The sequence below is a fragment of the Paenibacillus sp. J2L1-98 genome (assembly GCF_056269405.1).
In genome coordinates this window covers 17,627-35,323 of record NZ_JBWDNW010000035.1, presented here as the reverse complement: position 1 = coordinate 35,323, position 17,697 = coordinate 17,627, and the positions used below count along the sequence as shown (strand labels likewise).

Genomic DNA, 17,697 nt, shown 5'->3' with positions numbered 1-17,697 from the left:
GAAACGTCGGAGACGAGAACGTCCACGTTTGCTAATCTTCATCTGTCCGGTCCATTTACCTGAGCTTGCTTCTGCAAGGTTGAGACCAGCATGACGCAGTAAGGCATTACCATGAACAAAACCACTTAAATCTCCTGCCTGTTCTTTGAAGGTGATTTTGGTACTAAAAAATGTGATTTTTGTGGTCAAGAGGTAGAGTGGACAGAAGCGGTTGCAGATATTGATGAGAATGGAAATGAAATTGAGTTTCGTTCATGTCTGATGTGTTCATTCGATGAAACAGGTATTGCAAGTCGGGAAGAAATTCAAGAAATCATGGATAATATGAAGAAACAGAGCAAATAAACAATTCGAAATTGACGTTGAGCTAACGGGAAACGATAGTGGAACCATACGCGACCGCAGCTTCCAACACGAAATGGGGACCTTCCCAAATGGAGTTCGGACTAAACCATAAAAGAGTTGATATTTTATGTTCACTGTTACTGTGGAAATGACTCAAGATCGAAAATACCAATTGCTTGAATGGATAGCTTCACATGAGAATGCGACAAGTGAATACGATATGGGTGTCCATGCAGGGCTAAAATGGATGATTGATAAAGTTTGCGTTAATGAACATCTCTACTCTGTAGTAGTCGAAGCATCTTCAATCATTATAAATCAAGATGTTATTAATGAATGCACGAAGAAATTTGAAGAGAACTGGATTGATGAGATATGGAACAGTGGTTTTGCGTTGGCTATAATTGCTGTTTTGGATCTATTAAATATTCAAATTGTGGAGTTTCCATCTCCAAAAGGTAAGGCGTTGAGCTAACTGGCAGGTTAGCCTGGTGGCAGCCTGCTTCTTATGTTGGTATGTTAGTCAGCGACATACGCGATCTTTTTTTTGTTTAATGCTTAAATACAGCAAACTCAAATTAAGTGAATTTTTGGAAACATTTCCCTTGCAATGATCGTTATAAGTATTCAGATCAATAAATTATTTTGTAAAGGAGTTTTAGTTATGTTTGCAAGCATTAAAGTTGCGTCCCTCATATTGGTCCTATTCATTACAACATGCACCCTGTTAGCCTGCAGCTCGGAAGAGAAGAAAGAGGGAAACCATACACCAGACATTGAAATGAAGGCAGGAAATATAGATTTGATGGATACAGTAAAATCGAAGAACATTACTACGTTCGATAAAGAGGACACGTCTCTGTTTGAATCTATCATGAATGATGCTGCTGCAACAATACCTTACATTCAAATCGGCGAAACGATGACCATTCATTTTAGCGATACGTTTCCTGAATCCTATGAGTTGTATGACTATGTGTTACAAGAAGACGGAACAATGAAGTATTCCTCGCTTGCAACGGAATCCGTTTCCTTAGAATCAATGGATAAGGTTGTTTCATTTCAGCTTAAAGAAAATTTAAGCTCAAAATTTAGTTCGAATAGTAATGACTACGAACCAGGAAAGTTGATAAGGGGATTTCGATTAAAAGGTAAATGGGGCGAGCATTTGCGGGAATACGCTTTCGTGATCAAGTCAGACGCCACAGGTTCGGAATAATCACTCACTGAAAAAGTATGTCTATCTTAATATTATGGTAAACATGGTTGCACGAATGTAGTAAATGATAATCTTATTAGTATCTAGTGATTTTTCGCTTGCGCAAGAGATGGTGGATAGCCGTTATAACGGCGAAGTGCATAAACAATTACGGTGGTCGAGTAGGAAATTTCGCTATATTCATTACGCTAACGGGTACGTTAGTTCAATAAAGGACTCTATACAAATGATAAAAGAGCTGCCGAGGCAGCTCCTTTATCATTTTCACAAAATAGGGGTGACCTTGCCCGAATAGATGAACGTGCGAAAGACGGTTGGAGATTAGTGTAGGTTTTACCGACACATTACAATGGTCATGGAAAACCTACAGATTATGAAATTATTTTTGAACGGGCTATTCAAAAGTTACCCTAGGTATTCATATAGTCCCACATGAACTGATCCGAACGACAGGTGCAGTAAATAAAGGGAATGATAAGAAATTGTAGAATATAAAATTGAATTGGTAAAATTCAACTCCTTCAAAAGGCATTCAAAAGCTTAAAATACATAACAATTTATGATGAGGAGAACAACTGAATGGGATTTAGATTTCGTAAGAGTTTCAAGGTTGCACCAGGAATCCGATTGAATGTTGGAACAAAGAGTGCAGGATTAAGCTTTGGTGGAAAAGGGCTGCGATATAGTGTGAATTCCCATAGGGGCAGCCGAGTTACAGCATCGCTTCCAGGAACAGGTATATCTTATTCATCATCCGGTTCGTCAGGACGAAGGCAGCGTACTCAAGCATATAGACGTCAAAACGAGTTAGCCAAATTACAGCGCGAAAGTGAAAAAATGCAAGAGTTGCAAAGGGCAAAATACGAAGTTGATATGTATGAAAATCATATTGAGATGATTCACTCTATTCATAAAGAGTGTGATGACCTTATCGATTGGCAGACTTTACAGACTTGTCCTCCGCCACTAATTAAAGGACAGACTGGTCCGAAGGAAAGAGCTGCCGAGAGTGCTCTTTTACAGTTCAAACCGGGGTTATTGGATAAATTGTTCAAGAGAACAGAAAAGATACGTATAATGTTTGAACAACAAATTCTCGATGCAAGAAAAGAAGATCAAGAAGATTATCAGTCATGGGAGGAAACAGTTAAACTAGCAAAGAGGATTATTGAAGGGGATACAGTAGCATATTTACAGGTTATCGAGGAGATGAATCCTCTTGACGATCTTACTGAATTTGGGAGTGGGTTCGAGTTTTACGTTGGAGATGATCCCAACATCATGGTCATTGAATTTGAAGTAAACAGTGAAAAAATTGTTCCAATGCAAGTGAAAACACTGACTAAAACAGGAAAATTATCAATCAAAGATATGCCAAAGACAAAATACTATGATCTTGAGCAGGATTATATTTGCAGTTGCGCAATTCGTATTGCTCGAGATGTTTTTTCACTTCTTCCGGTTAACCAGGTTTTAATTCATGCTATTGATGATCGATTAAACTCATCGACCGGCATTAAGGATCGAGTTGCGATACTTTCAGTCACAATGGAACGTCAAATCCTTAACAGTCTTAATCTAGATGAAATCGATTGTTCGGATGCGATGAATAATTTTGAACATCGTATGAAATTCTTGAAAACAAGTGGTTTACAACCAATTATAAGGATAGAAGTAGAATAGATATATATTTAAAAATAGGCAAGTAACCCAAGCTACCACTAGCATAATAAGCAAAGCCCACGACCAATACGGTCTGTGGGCTTCTATGGTTTTTATTTACTTTTCACAAGCTACGCCATCTCTGTCACGGTCAAGCTTGAAGCTGTAACCCGGATCACCTTCATAAATTGGGTCTGCTCCAGCAGCTCTTACAGCTGTGCAGTTTGCGTAATATATTTCTTCTACTGGTTCTTTTGTAGGCTCAGGTCTACTAGTTGGAACTGGTTTTTTTGTAGGAACTGGTTTAGGTTTTACTGTTACTACTGGTTTTGTTGTAGCTTGTGGTTTTGTGTCAACTGCTACAGCAGAACTCCCATCAATAACAAATAAGACCCTCGTACCATCTTCATATTGCTCAAGCTGATTGCCTACCCACGAACCGGCTCCGCGGTTATCTGACGAAGAAACATACTCAACATTAGCTCCATCGCCACCCTCAGCACACATGGCCATTGGCCATTCATCGCGATCATATCCGTCTTTGGTTTCTATGCCGGCTAATGATTCATCCCGATTCTCTTCAGCACTATCACGATCAATCGTACACGTAGCTGATTCACCGTCTTCGATAGCACTTAAGATATGAGCTGCTGTTTCAGGATATTTCTCTGCAGGGAAATAGAGTGTCACGTCGTATGCGGAGGAGTTAGGGGTGTTTTCTGAAACAACTGGTTTTTCCGTTGGCTTTTCTGTTAAATGTGGAGCATCGCTTTTAACTGGTACATCTTTAGAAATAGGAGAATCTGTTTTATCGGGCACAATGGTTGCGGAAGGGCTTGGGATTGGAGTTGCTTCCGCAGTAGTCCCATTTTTGTTAGTAGTTGAAAGCTCTGTACTTGGATTTGAAACACCATTGATAACAACTACCAGCAGCGCTATAATAGCCCAAGTTGATCCTAAAATTCGGCCTGCGGTACCAACTTTTCTCCATTGAAACAAGATCATGAGGTATGGTACGAACAGCCATCCAAGAATTTTGAGTAACAAACGAAACAGTCCCCTCTTTTAATTAATCGGTTATAAGTCTACTATATAAATCACAAATTTACCATAGATTGGACTGGGGTAGTTCAAGTAACTGGCCTGTATCCAGAAGAGCTCATCAACATGTTGGGATAAGCGGCTCCCGAAAGCCAAATAAACGTTCGTAACAGAATACACATTCTGTTACGAATATCTTTGATTTTTAGTTCTTCTCCCATGCATTAAGACATAATGATTTTGAATTATTCGTAACAGAAGTTTTAGTTATTTTTGGTCATCATTTTTTGGTGACATTTGAATTGATTATGAGACAAAACGAGTTTACATAGAAGAGGTTTTAATGATTGAACAGCCGGTCGGTGGTCAGCTCATTTTATTAAGCTAATGGCAGGATAGTTCAGCCAAAAGGCGAATTGATATTGAATCAAAAATATGGGAGTGAAAAGAATGTCTTCGAATTTTCATCACCTGGCAAGGGGTATTATTATCAACAATGATAAGGTTTTGTTGGCGCATGCAATAGGACATAAAAATACTTTTTTGCCAGGAGGTCATATTGAATTTGGTGAAAGCGCTCCTGCTGCATTAAAAAGGGAAATTGAAGAGGAACTTGGTTTGTCTTGTTACATAGATGGCTATTTAGGATTGGTTGAGCATAAATGGGAAAAAAATAAGGAGTTACACTGCGAGATTAACCAAGCTTTCAAAGTGAAAGTACCTGAACTGGATGTGTTAAAATCTCCTGCATCTCGTGAGTCTCATATTGAATTTTATTGGGTGTCGGTAAATGAACTTATTAAACACAATTTACAACCTTATCCTTTCCGAGATCTTATTCAACAACTTGTCAGTGGTGACAAAAAAATATGGTGGGAAAGTACATTAAGCTACGAAATAGCAGCAGACAATATAGGATAAAGTAACTTTAATTATGAAACTCGAAAAGGAATACAAAGGTGGGGACTTCAGTGGCTAAAACAAGTTTGGCTAAATCGAAGAGTTACTATCAATTGAAAAACGTTGAGCCCCAAAATTACGTTTATAAGCCAGGTAATCATCGATACGTATTAACCTTTAGGTCTATTCAGCCACATGGCGGTAAAAAAGCTGCTGTTATTCAAATGAATGGATCAACAACGAATGAATCTTCAGATAAAACAGACTGGGTTCCTGATCCAACTATAGGCAAAGTCTTATGCTGGTGCTACGAAAATGAATGTCATTCGTTTGAGGTCGTTCACTGCCTAAATATCTGGTCCTATGTGGATACAAGCCCGAACAATCTCTGCGGAAAAACTAACGATGTGTTGAACAACGATCTTAATGATAAGTGGATCGTACAAATTTGTAATGAAGTTGACTTCATTATTATTGCGCATGGTGACTGCAAAGGTGTTGATCGCGAAGTGGTGGCTTTGCGAAAACAACAATTGGGAAAGTTATTAGAAAACTACGATTTATACCAGGTAGGGGAGCGAACAAAGAAAGGAAATAATCCAAGGCATGGCCGGAGTTGGAATGGAAAACCAAAGTTACAATTTTTCAGGTCAAAATTGAAATCATAAAATTTTATGCATAATGCGTTGCAACGATTGGATCCGGCAACATAAAAAAGTTATTTTTCATATCCAAAACGATTGCCATGGTTTAACTAACGGGAAACGATAGTTCAACAATCAAGGAGCAGTTTGCGGCAGCTGCTCCTTTCTTCGTTAAGCTAACGGGCAGTTTAACGCAACAAATCCCTTCCAGTACACGTTATCAATGTAACGGGGGGATTAGTATGATAAGGACACTTTTAGCGATAATTATTTCATTGTTGTTCATTCCTGGTTGTGGTCAGAATTCGGATTTAGAACACGGATCGGATACAGAATCTAAGATTAGTCAGGTGAATAAAATGCCTAAGGAAATGCCCGAGGATTTCAATTTCTCGGTCAGCTTCGGGTATGGTGAGGTAAACAAAAATGAAATAAACACCTATGACAATACGGTTACAAAAGATTTGATTATGAAAGGTACGGCAACGGCAAACTTCGCATTTAAAAAAGATGAGGTGCAAAGTATTTATGAAAAGATGAGAGAAATAAACATCATGGGAACAAAAGAATTTTCACAGCAAGGTGGCTGTTTCAAGACTCCAAGTAATATAGACAGCTGGAAAATTACTGTCGATGGGGAAACGAAAACCTTCTTGTGGACTGACCAGAATTGTAGTGTGACCAATGATGCAAATCAATTATTGGAATTAAGAACATATATCCAGCAGATCGTTGAAGGCAAAGTCGTATATATAGCGTTACCTATGGCAGAAGGTGGTTATGATTAAGAAATGCGAAAGTTTGTTGCGATAACGTTATTACGTTAACGGGTACGATAGTGGAGGAGTTTGCTATGTGGCAGCTCCTCTTTTCTATTGAAGTAACTGCAGAATAGTTTAGTGGTTGTACCATCTACAATATAAACAATAAATTCGTGTTGTTCATATGAAGGGAGGAATTATTTTGATCATAATATCAATATTAGCCCTAGTGACGTTAATAGGTATTGAACTTCAGTTGAGATCAATGCATAAAACAAATAAAGAAATACTAGAATTGTTGAAAGACAAATCAAACAACAACGATTATTAAGCTACATTCCTGTTAAGACTAAGAAATGGCCTTTGTCAAAAAAAGAGCGCCTCGGTATGATGGGTTTGTCCACAACACATCAAGGAGGCGCTCTTATTATGAAGTTTAAACAATCAGACGCACAAAATCAACGGATTGAACGAATTACCACCTCGCATCTCGTCGTAGGGATCGACATGGCTAAAGAAACGCATGCCGGGTTCAATGTTAAAAATAGGAGGTTCTTTTGTGACGAATAATCCTTTAATAGGGATTGTAATTGGTATTGGTATGATTTTGATTGGAGGATCTGATGTTCTTGATTTTTATAAAAACTTTAGAGAAGGATTCAAAAACAAGAGAATATCTTTGTGGGTCGTTATTGAGATTCTAATAGAAATGGTTTCTTTGTACAGATTTGGGTATCTTGTAGTCTTTCTAGGGGGAATATTAATAACTGCCATAATGATAGTTCAGCTATTTCAACAGTAAAAATAATAGAATGTTTTGAAACGGAGTTAAATCGTTTTAGCTTTATTGGGCATCTCAATAACGTTTCATTGTGTATTCCCTCTCGATCTGTGAAACGGGATTCAGGTACAGAGTCAGTGTATCGCTGTCTGACGCAGCAATGATCTCGGCAAGACAGCTCTTCCTCAATAGGTACACGGGGTAGAGCTGTCTTGCTTATTTGCGCGAAATTTTTAGGCTCAAACTTTTCATGAACTAGCTAAAAAACAACGAGTGCATGCAGTCGACAAACATCTTGTTGTACTCCGAGCGGCTTAGGTCACGGCTGCAGTTAATATCTCGTCCGAGAAACTGAAACCATTCAATGATTGTACCATCCTTCTTGTACACAAATTTGCTGTTCTCCAGTAAAAATGTATCGGTTTCAATTTCCGGAACGTTGGCAAAATCAAGCTGCACACCTTTTTTATCCGCAGCCATCTTTACTAGCAAGATCAGCATCTTAAACGGATCATCGTACATTTCGAACTGTTCACTCATCCAAGTTAACTCCTCTCTCATTCTCAAGCCCATCTTACTTTAGCCTTATCATATTGAGAAGAGGCTTAGCACAATTCATGACGATTTTAAAGAAAGTGATGAGAATTTTAAGACTTTGTCCTATAGTTGTCACGCTTCACGCAGCTCTATCAACCGGCACAGCCTTTACAGATCACGTGCTCCGTGCAGCTGGTGCCGAGCGCTACGTTCTTCACCGAATCCGGAGAAGCCCGATGCTAGCCTTCTTTGGCAGCCATGACCGAGAGCGCCCACGCGCCTTAGAAGCGATTTGAACTGTGACCCACAAGAAGGACACTTTGAAAAAAGTGACCCTTTTGTGGGTCACAGTTCAAGCGGAGGTTTAATGTCGTTTTCATTCTACTTTTACAATTGTAAAATTACCACATACCTGCGCCCTTAAATGTCCCTGCGTCAAAATCCATTATATTCGTTTTTTCTTTGTTCCCGTCTATATCTACGCTGTAATATTCTAATTTGTGAGTGTTATCTGCGAATACCGTTATCCCATACGTGGGTGAATAGACTAACCATTGTCCGCTGCCATTAATTCGATATCTCGTAGAAACTACTTTAATATTGTCAGTGGCATATAACTTAATTCTTAATCCCGCGGTATAGGGACTATTGTCTATGGTTGCATCCATGAGTTGCTCAATTTCAAATCGAGTAACGGGAGGCTCCAGTTCCAGAGGTTTTTCTTCGGCATATTCTTTCTTTGTTCGGGGACTCTCCGATTTACCGGTGTTAGTTACAGACACAAAAACTTTGCCAGATGCTTTGCTTAGTTGTTCAATTAAAACAGTAGCCCTTCCATCACTTTGAATCGTGATAGAACCTAGCAGCTTTCCACGGGCTGGAGAGTCATATATTTTAACGATATCTTTAGGCGAGAAACCGACTAAAATCACTTCGTCTTTCTGTCCTTCCAAATTATTTTTAACTATGATCTGGAAGGATGAAGGTTTCTTGCTTGCCGCCTTGGAAGGCACTTGATTTGTGGGCTCCGCATAAGCCATGATATTTAGAGGTAAAGAAAGAGCCACTACGATAGCCAGAATGGTTTTTTTAATCATCGGAGTTCTCCTTTTCCTAAGCTATATGATACATCATGTATCATAACGAGCCTGTTAAATATTTAGCTCATTAACAATTCCCGTTTCCAGAATTCACTATCGTCCATTACAAATCCCCACATTGGCAGCTCACTAAATGTTTTTTTAACGTCCAGCACCTCGAGAACGGGGCGCTCCCAAGCCTGCTTCGTAATCGTCTTTATCATTCAATCTCTCATCCTTTCATTTAATTTTTTGGTCCTGCAATCCAAATATAGCATATTTTTGGTAATACCCCCATTGATTAAGACTAGTTTCTTTAAACTACACATTGCAAAACCCGTGCAGGGACAATGCCCTTTGCTGTAAGAAGGGTATTGGAAGTCATACTTAGATTCTGCCATCTGCCATCCATTAACACTGCAATTTCTGATCCTAGTACTTTCAGCTGGGACCTTGGCACTCATAAAAACTTTTATAATAGCTCCACAGTGTATATCGCTGCAAAGATTCGGTAATCTTTGCAACCATTTTCATAAAAAAGCGCCTATCTCCGATAGGCGCTCAGGCTGTCGAGAAAGTTTCGACGGCCTTGTTTGTGTTCAAATAATTTAACGCGACACCGCATTAATGTGGAATAATTATATTAACTCATTCGATCGGAAGGTGTTAGATATACTTCGGCTTCGATTTCAAATGAAGGCATCAAAGACGAATGATCAAATATTCTAATCCCCCGGTTCAGCGTCCCTAAATTCCAAGCGACCCCGGCAAAGTCATCCGGGTTCCATTGGGATTCTTAACTGGACTCGCAAGGAAGCTGAAAACCTTTTGGGGAATGCTCGAACATCATGGCTTTCTCCGCTTCCACTGGCGCTCCATCTCCGCAAACCATCATGTTCTACGAAGCAGATCGGAACCATGATTCCACTCCGCTATCACTCCATTCCATCATCGTTCCCAAAGCAAGTAAGCCCATCCCACGAAGCAACGCGTTTGCAAGCCCTGAACGAAGAAGCGGAAGGTTCTTTTCGCAGGCGTATACCGCGTGCAGCCTTGGCCTATTTCGTTCTTCAAAGAAGTCACTCTCGTCAAACCGTATCCATCCGGTCGCATGGGACCATATAGAGCCTCTCCGCGCAAGGCGAAAAAAGTTTTTTGAGAAGAACGCTCAAAAAACTTTTTGTCGTCCCTTCGGGCTGCCCTTGCCCTGCGAGAACCTATATGATCTAAAATTTGCGACGGCTACGGTATAACGAGTGAGTTTTTGCTCTTTGAAAACTACATACGTCAAGGCAAGACAGCAAGCAGCAAACTGCTCGCAAACCTTAAAACCTTCCGCTCATCGCCGCGTTTCTCGTATGCGAAGGATGTCACGACATCATACGGGTCCTTTACCGCGGATCTTGCTATCGAAGGATAAGTGCTGGCGGCACACCGCTCCGCGATGGGCATATGTTGAAGTATCTCAGTTTTGAGGAAGGATGGGATTATCATGAAGCCCATTTACGGTAGTTATATCGAGTGTGAAAAGATTCCGATTTACTATCCGCCTCAGTATCAGCCCCAGCAGCCCGGTATCGAATCCATCATGATTCCAAGACCCGTTTCTGAAAACCCCGCATATGTCGGAAATGGAAAGCTGCGCGATAAAGTTGCGATTATAACGGGTGGAGATAGCGGGATCGGAAGAGCAGTGGCGTACGCGTTCGCCAAAGAAGGAGAGGACATCGTCGTCGTCTATTTCAATGAACACGGGGATGCTCAGGAGACGTGGACAAGGATCAATCAGTTGGGCAGAAGGTGCCTCACGCTCGCCGGAGACATCGGAGATGAATCGTTTTGTGGGCATGTGGTGGAAATGACGATCCGTACTTTCGGCCGAATCGACTGCCTGGTCAACAACGCGGCGGTGCAATTTTATCAGGAGAGCATCGAAAACATTACGCACGAACAACTGGAACGAACCTTTCGAACGAATATTTTTGCGATATTCTATCTCACCAAAGCGACCCTCCCTTACTTGAAACCGGGAAGTACGATCATCAATACCTCTTCCGAAACCGCAAATATCGGATTTAAAGGGTTGATCGACTATTCAGCGACCAAAGGCGCGATTAACACGTTTACGCGTTCCTTGAGCATGTCGCTGATCGACCGCGGAATCCGTGTAAATGCAGTTGCTCCTGGAAGAACGTGGACGCCTCTCCAACAGGCATCGATGCCTCCGAAGCTTTATATGTCGTTCGGTTTTGATCAACCGATGAGACGGGACAGCCAACCGTGGGAGATTGCACCCGCATACGTCTACCTAGCATCTGACGATTCCACTTATGTGATGGGGCAGGTGATCCATGTGAACGGGGGGGCGTCTTTCGGTCAATAACCGTTTCATTGTCCTACCAGGGTCCCGCCAACAAATCGGATTTCGTACGCTATGGGATGGCCCGGCAAAGCATCTGAAAAAAAGTTCCGTGAAAGGTCCGAGGTCACTGAAGAACTTATGGTTTTGTAGACCGGCTAAAGGTACGAAACAAAAAGACGACCTTTATCCCCAAAATTGTTGGGGGTGGTCGTCTTTTCGCTAAGGAGAGGGACGATAAATACAAAACTGGACGCATTGGCATCCGGCAGCTAAAGGTTTTTATTTATCATCAACTTTCTTTTCTTTCTCTTCATTTTTTTTATCCGCCAACCTTCTCAAATCTATAGAATTTACCTTGGTAGTAACGAACCTTCGTGATCCAAATGAATCCCAATATCTCTTTTTTAGTCGTTCTTTATATACATTTTTCTCTTTACGCTTATAGCTATACGCGAATTTCTCAAAATTGGGCGTACTGTAAATGATGCTAAGCTCGATATTTTCAGAGAAGTGGCTATCACCGTCAGCAACTGTTTGAGGAATATATAGCGTATCGGCATGCCTCCAAATAGGCATAAAAAATTCTTCCGTAACCATTTTGCCAAAGCAATCATAGACCGTTTTCAGCTTTACATTGATGATATCGTTTACCGTGATGTTCTTTATCACCAGGAACGAAAATAACGAGCGAGTACGATATTTCTGATAGTCCGCTAACGAACGCATTATGCGATAACTTCTTTCCGTTTTCACCAAACAAAATACGCTCCTGATATTTTCTCAGATGGTTTGAATAGACAAGAGCCATTGATCAAAATATTTAGGGGTAGTAAATTACTACGAGAACTAAAAGGAGAAGATGTAAGTTCTTTTCTTGTTTTATTCAACAATCAAGGAACCAAAGCTCCTTTATTGGACCATGTACGCAATATAATGAATAGATTTACCGGGTATTGGAATAATAACTTCCTAGAATTACCTCAAGAAAGGATACAGTTATGGCGTCTAACGACAGGTCCGGGGAATATAAGCAATCCGAAAATACCCCTGTAAGAGATAAGCCCGCCAGCGGCATCCAACAACCGATTTCACAAAGCTTGTCCTATACCCGAGAGGAATTGGAAAAGCTTTTATCGCATTGTCACGACATCGTCATGCAGCTCTCCCAGTACGGTGCCGCGTTTCAATATCAAGCGCTTTCGGTTCATTGCAGCACGCTTGTCGAAGAGAAGGAGGTTCTTTTCTTAAAATCCGCTTTCCTGGATCTTGCCTCCCAAGAAACAGGGGCATTTCATTCGATCGCGCCGGAAAACGTCATCCGTTTTTTTGAAAACCGAGGCGTAACCTCCCACCGGGTTTCGATCGTGGAAGGACTGCCCGATGCCGTACAACAAATTATGAGCGGACATGTGGTTATCTTTTTTGACGGGTGGAATAAAGCGCTCAGCTTTAACGCTTATTCTGTTGAATCGAGAACGGTCAGCGAACCGATTATGGAGCCTGTCGTGCGGGGTCCCCATGACAGCACCACCGAGGATTTAACGAAAAACATCGGTTTGCTGCGTTCAAGATTAAGAAACCACCTTTTTAAAATCGAGATGTTTTCTGCGGGCGGGGAATGCAGGACTACAGCCGCATTCGGTTATTTGGAAGGCGCCGTAAATCCGGAAACGCTGGAAGAGTTCAAAAAAAGGCTTGGTGCAACAAAAGAAGTTGAAATACTGGATACCTCCTTTATTGAGGAATTGATTGAAGACAGCACCTATTCCCCTTTCCCGCAGTATCGCTATACGGAGAGGCCGGATACGGCCGTCGCAGCAGTATTAGACGGCAAAATTATCGTTATGGTTTCTGGCTCGCCGTCCATTATGATCTGTCCCGGTCTTTTCGCCGAATTTTTCGCGACGAGCGAGGATTACTACTATCGGATGGTAGAGGCATCATTGCTTCGGCAGCTTCGGGTTATTGCCTTTTTCATGGCGCTAATGCTGCCAAGTATTTATATCGCAATGAGCACCTTTCATTCGGAGCTGATCCCTACCGTTCTGTTGATGGCCGTTCTTGAAACTCGTGAAGGCATCCCGTTTCCTGCCCTTGTGGAAGCCTTATTAATGGAGTTTTTCTTCGAGCTTCTGCGTGAAGCCGGTATACGTCTCCCACGCCCTGTCGGCACAGCCGTGAGCATCGTTGGCGCTCTCGTCATTGGACAAGCCGCCATTCAAGCGAAAATCGCTTCGCCCATTATGATTATTATCGTAGCTTTAACGGGGATCGCTTCCTTTTCCATGCCGCAGTATTCATTGGGGGTAGCGCTGAGGGTGCTGCGCTTTCCGTTAATGATCCTATCCGGGACCTTGGGAGGCTTCGGATTAATGATGGGGCTGCTGTTTATTCACCTGCACTTGACGGCTCTCCGGTCGCTCGGTCAGCCGTATTTGGCTACGTTCGCTCCGCTGCGCATACGCGATCTTCGCGATATATGGATACGCGCTCCTTTGAAGACTCTGCTCCGGTCGCCGCGGAATCGGCACATGCACAAGAGCCGGAAATCGTAACGATTTGAGCCCGAAGAGGAGAATAATGATGATGAGAACAATCAAATCGATGACCATTATGCTCCTCTGTCTGTTCCTTTTAACCGGGTGCTGGGATAAGGCCGAGCTGTTGGATTTCGCCTTTGTCCAGGCCGTCGCCTTTGATAAAACGGACAACGGCAAATTTAAATTGACCACGCTATTCTTCAAACCAACCGGGGGGAGCGGAGGCAGCGAGAATGGTAAACAAGCCGACTCGAAATCGTTCACGATTCAAACCGAAGCCTATACGGTTTTTGAAGCGATCCGGGACATTACGATTCATTTCGGACGTAAAGCTAAATGGGACCATATGCGGGTCATTCTAATCAATGAAAAGATGATCAAGCAGAAGGATATCGGGGATATATTGGATTTTTTCGCCAGGGATCATGAGCCGCGGGGAACGGCTCTAGTGCTCGCTACAAAGGGAGAAGCCGCTAACTATTTAAAAGTAAAACCGTTAATCGAGTCTACGCTTGGAGAACAGCTGCGGACCATGGAAATTATGGCAACCCGTTATTCGGCAAAGTCCATCCAAACGAATCTTCTGGATCTGACCATTCAGCTGAACAGCGAGGTCGGAATAGCCCTGCTGCCATATGTTCAATTATCCAAAAATTCCAAACAGCTTACAGCCTCGGGCATTTCCATTTTAAAACGCGGGAAGCATGTCAGCACCCTGTCTCCTACTAAAATGCAACGATTATTGATGCTGACCAATCAATATGAGGAAGGAAATATTGAATTTTCTTGCAGTAACGGAAACGAAAATGTTAAAGAGGCCTTCGAAGTCGTTTCGGCAAAAACGAAGGTGGTACCTATTATTCATGGAGATTCGCTGACTGTTGTGCTCAATACGAGAATTGCGGGAACGGTTGGCGAGATTCGCTGTTCTTCGATCGTGAAGATAGAGGACGAGGTCGCGTTCAAAGAAAAAATTAAGAAAACGGTCGAGCAGGAGGTTCGGGATTTAATAGCTGAACTACAAACCAAACGACTGGATGCGATTGGTATCGGCAACAAAATATTCGCCAAGCATCCCGCATTATGGAAAAGTTGGAAGGAGAACTGGGACGAACGTTTTGCCCTTGCGCATTTCGAGAGCCATGTTGAGATCCATGTGCTTAATACCGGCGTGATCGTTGGAAAACCGTACTCCAAGTATAAGGGGAGGTAAATGGATGCTGATCCGACTCGTTATTGTGATCATTATCTTCGCAGCCGTACTCGTCTTTGACGCCCCTAATTATAAAAAAAGCAATAAACGGGGGCGTGCCGTTTACGGGTTCTCCGTGGCGGCGGCCGTCTATCTGGGGCTTGATTATGCAGCGGGAAAAGATTGGCCGGATCTACATAACGCGGTCGATCTTATTTTTTCCGCGCCGGCGAAAATAATCGTTAACTATTTTGAATCCCAGTCCTGACATGAATTAAATATCGCATTGGGGGGATTTTGTAATGAATGTAAAAGAAACGGTCAGTCCCGTGCAAATGTCCACCTTGTTTTTTATCTTTATGACCGGATCCGCTATCATCAATATCCCCGGTCCGCTCATCGGCTTCGCAAAAAACGGTGCATGGCTGTCTCTTCTCATTTCGAGCGCTTTCGGTTTCTTAACTTTGGCCTGCATTCTTTATTTGCACGGAAAATATCCGGGCTCTACGTATATCGATTACGCCAAGGAGATGCTTGGGCCTTGGTTGACCGCGCTGCTATCCGTCCCTTTTATCCTGTTTATGTGTCAAATGGCTTCCGGAATCGTGCTTGACGCGGGATTATTTCTGACCACGACGATGATGAAAAAAACGCCCATCTTTGTATTTAATACCATTACCTTCACGCTCATTGCGTTTACGGTGCGGGCCGGTATTGAAGTGATGGTGCGCATGTTCACGAACCTTATTCTGTTTATGCTGTTTTTTGTGTTTATCGTGATGCTGCTTTCGATACCCAATTATCATCCTGACTATATCTTGCCGACCATGCCGGATGGCATCAAGCCGGTTTTGCACGGGGTTTACTTTGCGTTTGGATTCCCGAACGCGGAAGCTTTCCTATTTGCCATGCTGCTGCCGTTCGTAAAGAAAAATCCGGACAAAAAAAACAGTTTACACCGATTGATGTTTATCGCTTTGCTTCTCAACACCCTCATCTTAATTTTATCCGTAATTTGCGTCATTTTTGTAGCCGGGTCGGTCGCCGGTGACATCAAATATTCTTTGTATATGGTTGCGCGTCTGATTGACTTTCAGGACATTATCCAACGAATCGAATCCGTTATCGGCATGACATTAATCGCCGGTTCTTACATGAAAGCGACGGTCGCGCTGTTCGTCTTAAATTTAACTTTAACCCGGCTGTTTGGCCTGCAGGACGACCGGCTCCTTATTTTACCACTTGCGCTTATAAACCTGTTCCTGTCGGTCGTTTCGTACGACAGCGAGATTCAATGGGCCGATATCGTGTCGAACATATGGCCGTTATGGATCGGAGTAAGCGGATTTGTCCCGCTGCTGCTTCTGACTCTGATCGCGTGTATCAAAAGCAGCAACAAAAAATCGGGAAGCAGCGGCACGTAAGCGTCATCCGAGTGTTGATATAAAGATATGCGTCATTCTGTACCGCTTATATGAAAATAACCAACCATGCTCAATTATCCATGAGGTGACGACGATTTAAATGAAACAATTCACTATTTTGTGCCTTGTGTTTGCTGCTTTGCTTTCCTCGGTACATTTCAAGACTCACACAATCCGTGTGATTTTCATTGAGCGAATACTCGATGTACTCCAGATTCAGACATCGCTTGTCCTCTGGCACCTCGGTTCGGAAATCAAAGTCCTTTGGACTAGAGCGCATAACAGGATACATCGGGAATTTCTAACGTTTCCCCTGGTTGTAGACGTTCCATAATGTCTTCCATCGACAGGGAGAGGTATTCCGATTTCTTCTTGAGCGTGCCATCCCGAAAATACTCTGGATTTTCGTTCCTTTGATAGACCCGTGTGTTGAGTTTTAAGTGTGAAATGTAATAGGCCTCTTTCTCATGAATGGTATGTAAATTTTCTAAGCAGAAATAGCCTAAATCCCGAATGAACACATCTTTCGGTTGAATATCCTGTAAACATATGTTTCATTAGTCAGTCTACTGAATGAATCTTGGTATTTCAGACGACCTTCATTTGTTTTCACAAGAACTGAAACGACATTTGTCTCCTCTTGCTCTCACCCAACTAGCCAAAGAAACAGGATTCGTCACACGAACCAGTAAATATCGTGTACAAGATTTAGTCGCCTTATGTGTATGGGTGAGTCAACGAATAGCTACGACCTCTCTCAACCAGCTTTGTAGTACGTTAGAGGCAACGACAGGGATTCTCATGAGTCCAGAAGGACTGAATCAGCGTTTTAACTCAGCTGCTGTACGTTTTCTGCAGTAGATCGTTTTGCTTTTACTCCAGCAAACACGCTATTCGTCTGGATCGATCCCAAGCGAGTACCTGTTCGAATCATCGTGGAAGAAAAAATATACGGATCGGGGAATACGAAAGATTCTGGCCAAATATTCGGAGGAAGCCGGTCTTGTACAAAATCTGTCGCCGCATAAGCTACGACATTTCTTGTTGACCTGGCTTAAAAAGCAGGGCATCGATGACGCACTCATACAGCCTTATTCGGGCCACGAAAGCCGTAAGTCGTTGGAACTCTATTCAAAACTGGCAATCACCGATGCCCAGCAAGAGTACAACGACGTCATCAATAAATTTCCCATTTAATAACATCTACTTT

Annotated in this window: 18 protein-coding genes and 4 pseudogenes; 14 read left to right on the top strand and 8 right to left on the bottom strand. The window is 42.3% G+C overall.

Translation table 11 applies throughout. From position 1 onward, the window contains the following. Positions 1-141 (bottom strand): annotated as a pseudogene (locus tag AC0YNZ_RS30010) (transposase); the annotation flags it as partial. Between the two features lie 331 nt (positions 142-472). Between AC0YNZ_RS30010 and AC0YNZ_RS30005 the strand changes: the two are divergent. From AC0YNZ_RS30005 to AC0YNZ_RS29995, 3 genes are all read left to right on the top strand, one after another. After that, positions 473-820 carry a hypothetical protein gene (locus tag AC0YNZ_RS30005; RefSeq protein ID WP_475830043.1) on the top strand — a complete coding sequence of 116 codons (348 nt, stop codon included), beginning with the start codon at positions 473-475 and terminating at the stop codon, positions 818-820. A 189-nt stretch (positions 821-1,009) separates the two neighbouring features. Further along, on the top strand, positions 1,010-1,564 hold the full coding sequence (locus AC0YNZ_RS30000) for a hypothetical protein (protein ID WP_475830042.1): 555 nt from the start codon (positions 1,010-1,012) through the stop codon (positions 1,562-1,564). A 579-nt stretch (positions 1,565-2,143) separates the two neighbouring features. Further along, positions 2,144-3,247 (top strand): DUF4236 domain-containing protein, encoded by a 1,104-nt coding sequence (locus tag AC0YNZ_RS29995; RefSeq protein WP_475830041.1) that lies wholly within the window; start codon positions 2,144-2,146, stop codon positions 3,245-3,247. A gap of 96 nt (positions 3,248-3,343) precedes the next feature. On the opposite strand, the gene AC0YNZ_RS29990 is transcribed toward AC0YNZ_RS29995, so the two are convergent. Both AC0YNZ_RS29990 and AC0YNZ_RS29985 read right to left on the bottom strand, forming a co-directional pair. Beyond that, entirely contained in the window at positions 3,344-3,463 is a 120-nt protein-coding gene (locus AC0YNZ_RS29990; protein ID WP_475830045.1) for an excalibur calcium-binding domain-containing protein, read from the bottom strand. Positions 3,464-3,604: 141 nt separating this feature from the next. Then, positions 3,605-4,021, bottom strand: a pseudogene (locus AC0YNZ_RS29985) (NucA/NucB deoxyribonuclease domain-containing protein); the annotation flags it as partial. Between the two features lie 696 nt (positions 4,022-4,717). Here AC0YNZ_RS29985 and AC0YNZ_RS29980 point away from each other — a divergent pair. From AC0YNZ_RS29980 to AC0YNZ_RS29960, 5 genes are all read left to right on the top strand, one after another. After that, positions 4,718-5,188: an NUDIX domain-containing protein gene (locus AC0YNZ_RS29980; protein WP_475830040.1), complete on the top strand. Its 471-nt coding sequence runs from the start codon at positions 4,718-4,720 to the stop codon at positions 5,186-5,188. Between the two features lie 50 nt (positions 5,189-5,238). Next, a complete protein-coding gene (locus tag AC0YNZ_RS29975) occupies positions 5,239-5,835 on the top strand; it encodes a DUF1643 domain-containing protein (RefSeq protein ID WP_475830039.1) in 597 nt (198 codons plus the stop codon). A 218-nt stretch (positions 5,836-6,053) separates the two neighbouring features. Beyond that, a complete protein-coding gene (locus AC0YNZ_RS29970) occupies positions 6,054-6,599 on the top strand; it encodes a hypothetical protein (RefSeq protein ID WP_475830038.1) in 546 nt (181 codons plus the stop codon). A gap of 402 nt (positions 6,600-7,001) precedes the next feature. Then, entirely contained in the window at positions 7,002-7,142 is a 141-nt protein-coding gene (locus AC0YNZ_RS29965) for a hypothetical protein (RefSeq protein WP_475830046.1), read from the top strand. Beyond that, positions 7,132-7,374 (top strand): hypothetical protein, encoded by a 243-nt coding sequence (locus AC0YNZ_RS29960; RefSeq protein WP_475830037.1) that lies wholly within the window; start codon positions 7,132-7,134, stop codon positions 7,372-7,374. The genes AC0YNZ_RS29965 and AC0YNZ_RS29960 overlap by 11 nt, the downstream gene beginning before the upstream one ends. A 234-nt stretch (positions 7,375-7,608) precedes the next feature. Here the strand turns inward: AC0YNZ_RS29960 and AC0YNZ_RS29955 are convergent, their stop codons facing one another. From AC0YNZ_RS29955 to AC0YNZ_RS29945, 3 genes are all read right to left on the bottom strand, one after another. Further along, positions 7,609-7,893 (bottom strand): hypothetical protein, encoded by a 285-nt coding sequence (locus AC0YNZ_RS29955; protein ID WP_475830036.1) that lies wholly within the window; start codon positions 7,891-7,893, stop codon positions 7,609-7,611. Positions 7,894-8,291: 398 nt separating this feature from the next. Further along, positions 8,292-8,987, bottom strand: a complete 696-nt coding sequence (locus AC0YNZ_RS29950; protein WP_475830035.1) for a hypothetical protein — start codon at positions 8,985-8,987, stop codon at positions 8,292-8,294. 62 nt (positions 8,988-9,049) lie between these two features. After that, on the bottom strand, positions 9,050-9,193 hold the full coding sequence (locus tag AC0YNZ_RS29945; protein WP_475830034.1) for a paeninodin family lasso peptide: 144 nt from the start codon (positions 9,191-9,193) through the stop codon (positions 9,050-9,052). Between the two features lie 1,268 nt (positions 9,194-10,461). Here AC0YNZ_RS29945 and AC0YNZ_RS29940 point away from each other — a divergent pair. Beyond that, on the top strand, positions 10,462-11,352 hold the full coding sequence (locus AC0YNZ_RS29940; protein WP_475830033.1) for an SDR family oxidoreductase: 891 nt from the start codon (positions 10,462-10,464) through the stop codon (positions 11,350-11,352). A 258-nt stretch (positions 11,353-11,610) separates the two neighbouring features. Here AC0YNZ_RS29940 and AC0YNZ_RS29935 read toward each other — a convergent pair whose 3' ends face one another. Then, complete coding sequence (locus tag AC0YNZ_RS29935; RefSeq protein WP_475830032.1) at positions 11,611-12,087, bottom strand: hypothetical protein; 477 nt, start codon at positions 12,085-12,087, stop codon at positions 11,611-11,613. Positions 12,088-12,329: 242 nt separating this feature from the next. On the opposite strand from AC0YNZ_RS29935, the gene AC0YNZ_RS29930 reads away from it, so the two are divergent. The 4 genes from AC0YNZ_RS29930 to AC0YNZ_RS29915 are packed head-to-tail and all read left to right on the top strand — an operon-like array spanning position 12,330 to position 16,487. After that, a complete protein-coding gene (locus AC0YNZ_RS29930; protein WP_475830031.1) occupies positions 12,330-13,886 on the top strand; it encodes a spore germination protein in 1,557 nt (518 codons plus the stop codon). A 25-nt stretch (positions 13,887-13,911) separates the two neighbouring features. After that, the gene (locus AC0YNZ_RS29925; protein ID WP_475830030.1) at positions 13,912-15,084 is read left to right on the top strand and encodes a Ger(x)C family spore germination protein; all 1,173 of its coding nucleotides are present in this window, start codon (positions 13,912-13,914) and stop codon (positions 15,082-15,084) included. 4 nt (positions 15,085-15,088) lie between these two features. Continuing rightward, positions 15,089-15,331 carry a hypothetical protein gene (locus AC0YNZ_RS29920; RefSeq protein WP_475830029.1) on the top strand — a complete coding sequence of 81 codons (243 nt, stop codon included), beginning with the start codon at positions 15,089-15,091 and terminating at the stop codon, positions 15,329-15,331. 34 nt (positions 15,332-15,365) lie between these two features. Further along, positions 15,366-16,487 carry a GerAB/ArcD/ProY family transporter gene (locus tag AC0YNZ_RS29915; protein WP_475830028.1) on the top strand — a complete coding sequence of 374 codons (1,122 nt, stop codon included), beginning with the start codon at positions 15,366-15,368 and terminating at the stop codon, positions 16,485-16,487. A 287-nt stretch (positions 16,488-16,774) separates the two neighbouring features. Here the strand turns inward: AC0YNZ_RS29915 and AC0YNZ_RS29910 are convergent. After that, positions 16,775-17,035: pseudogene (locus AC0YNZ_RS29910) on the bottom strand (transposase); the annotation flags it as partial. 25 nt (positions 17,036-17,060) lie between these two features. Here AC0YNZ_RS29910 and AC0YNZ_RS29905 point away from each other — a divergent pair. Beyond that, positions 17,061-17,684: pseudogene (locus AC0YNZ_RS29905) on the top strand (tyrosine-type recombinase/integrase). Positions 17,685-17,697 lie beyond the last annotated feature (13 nt).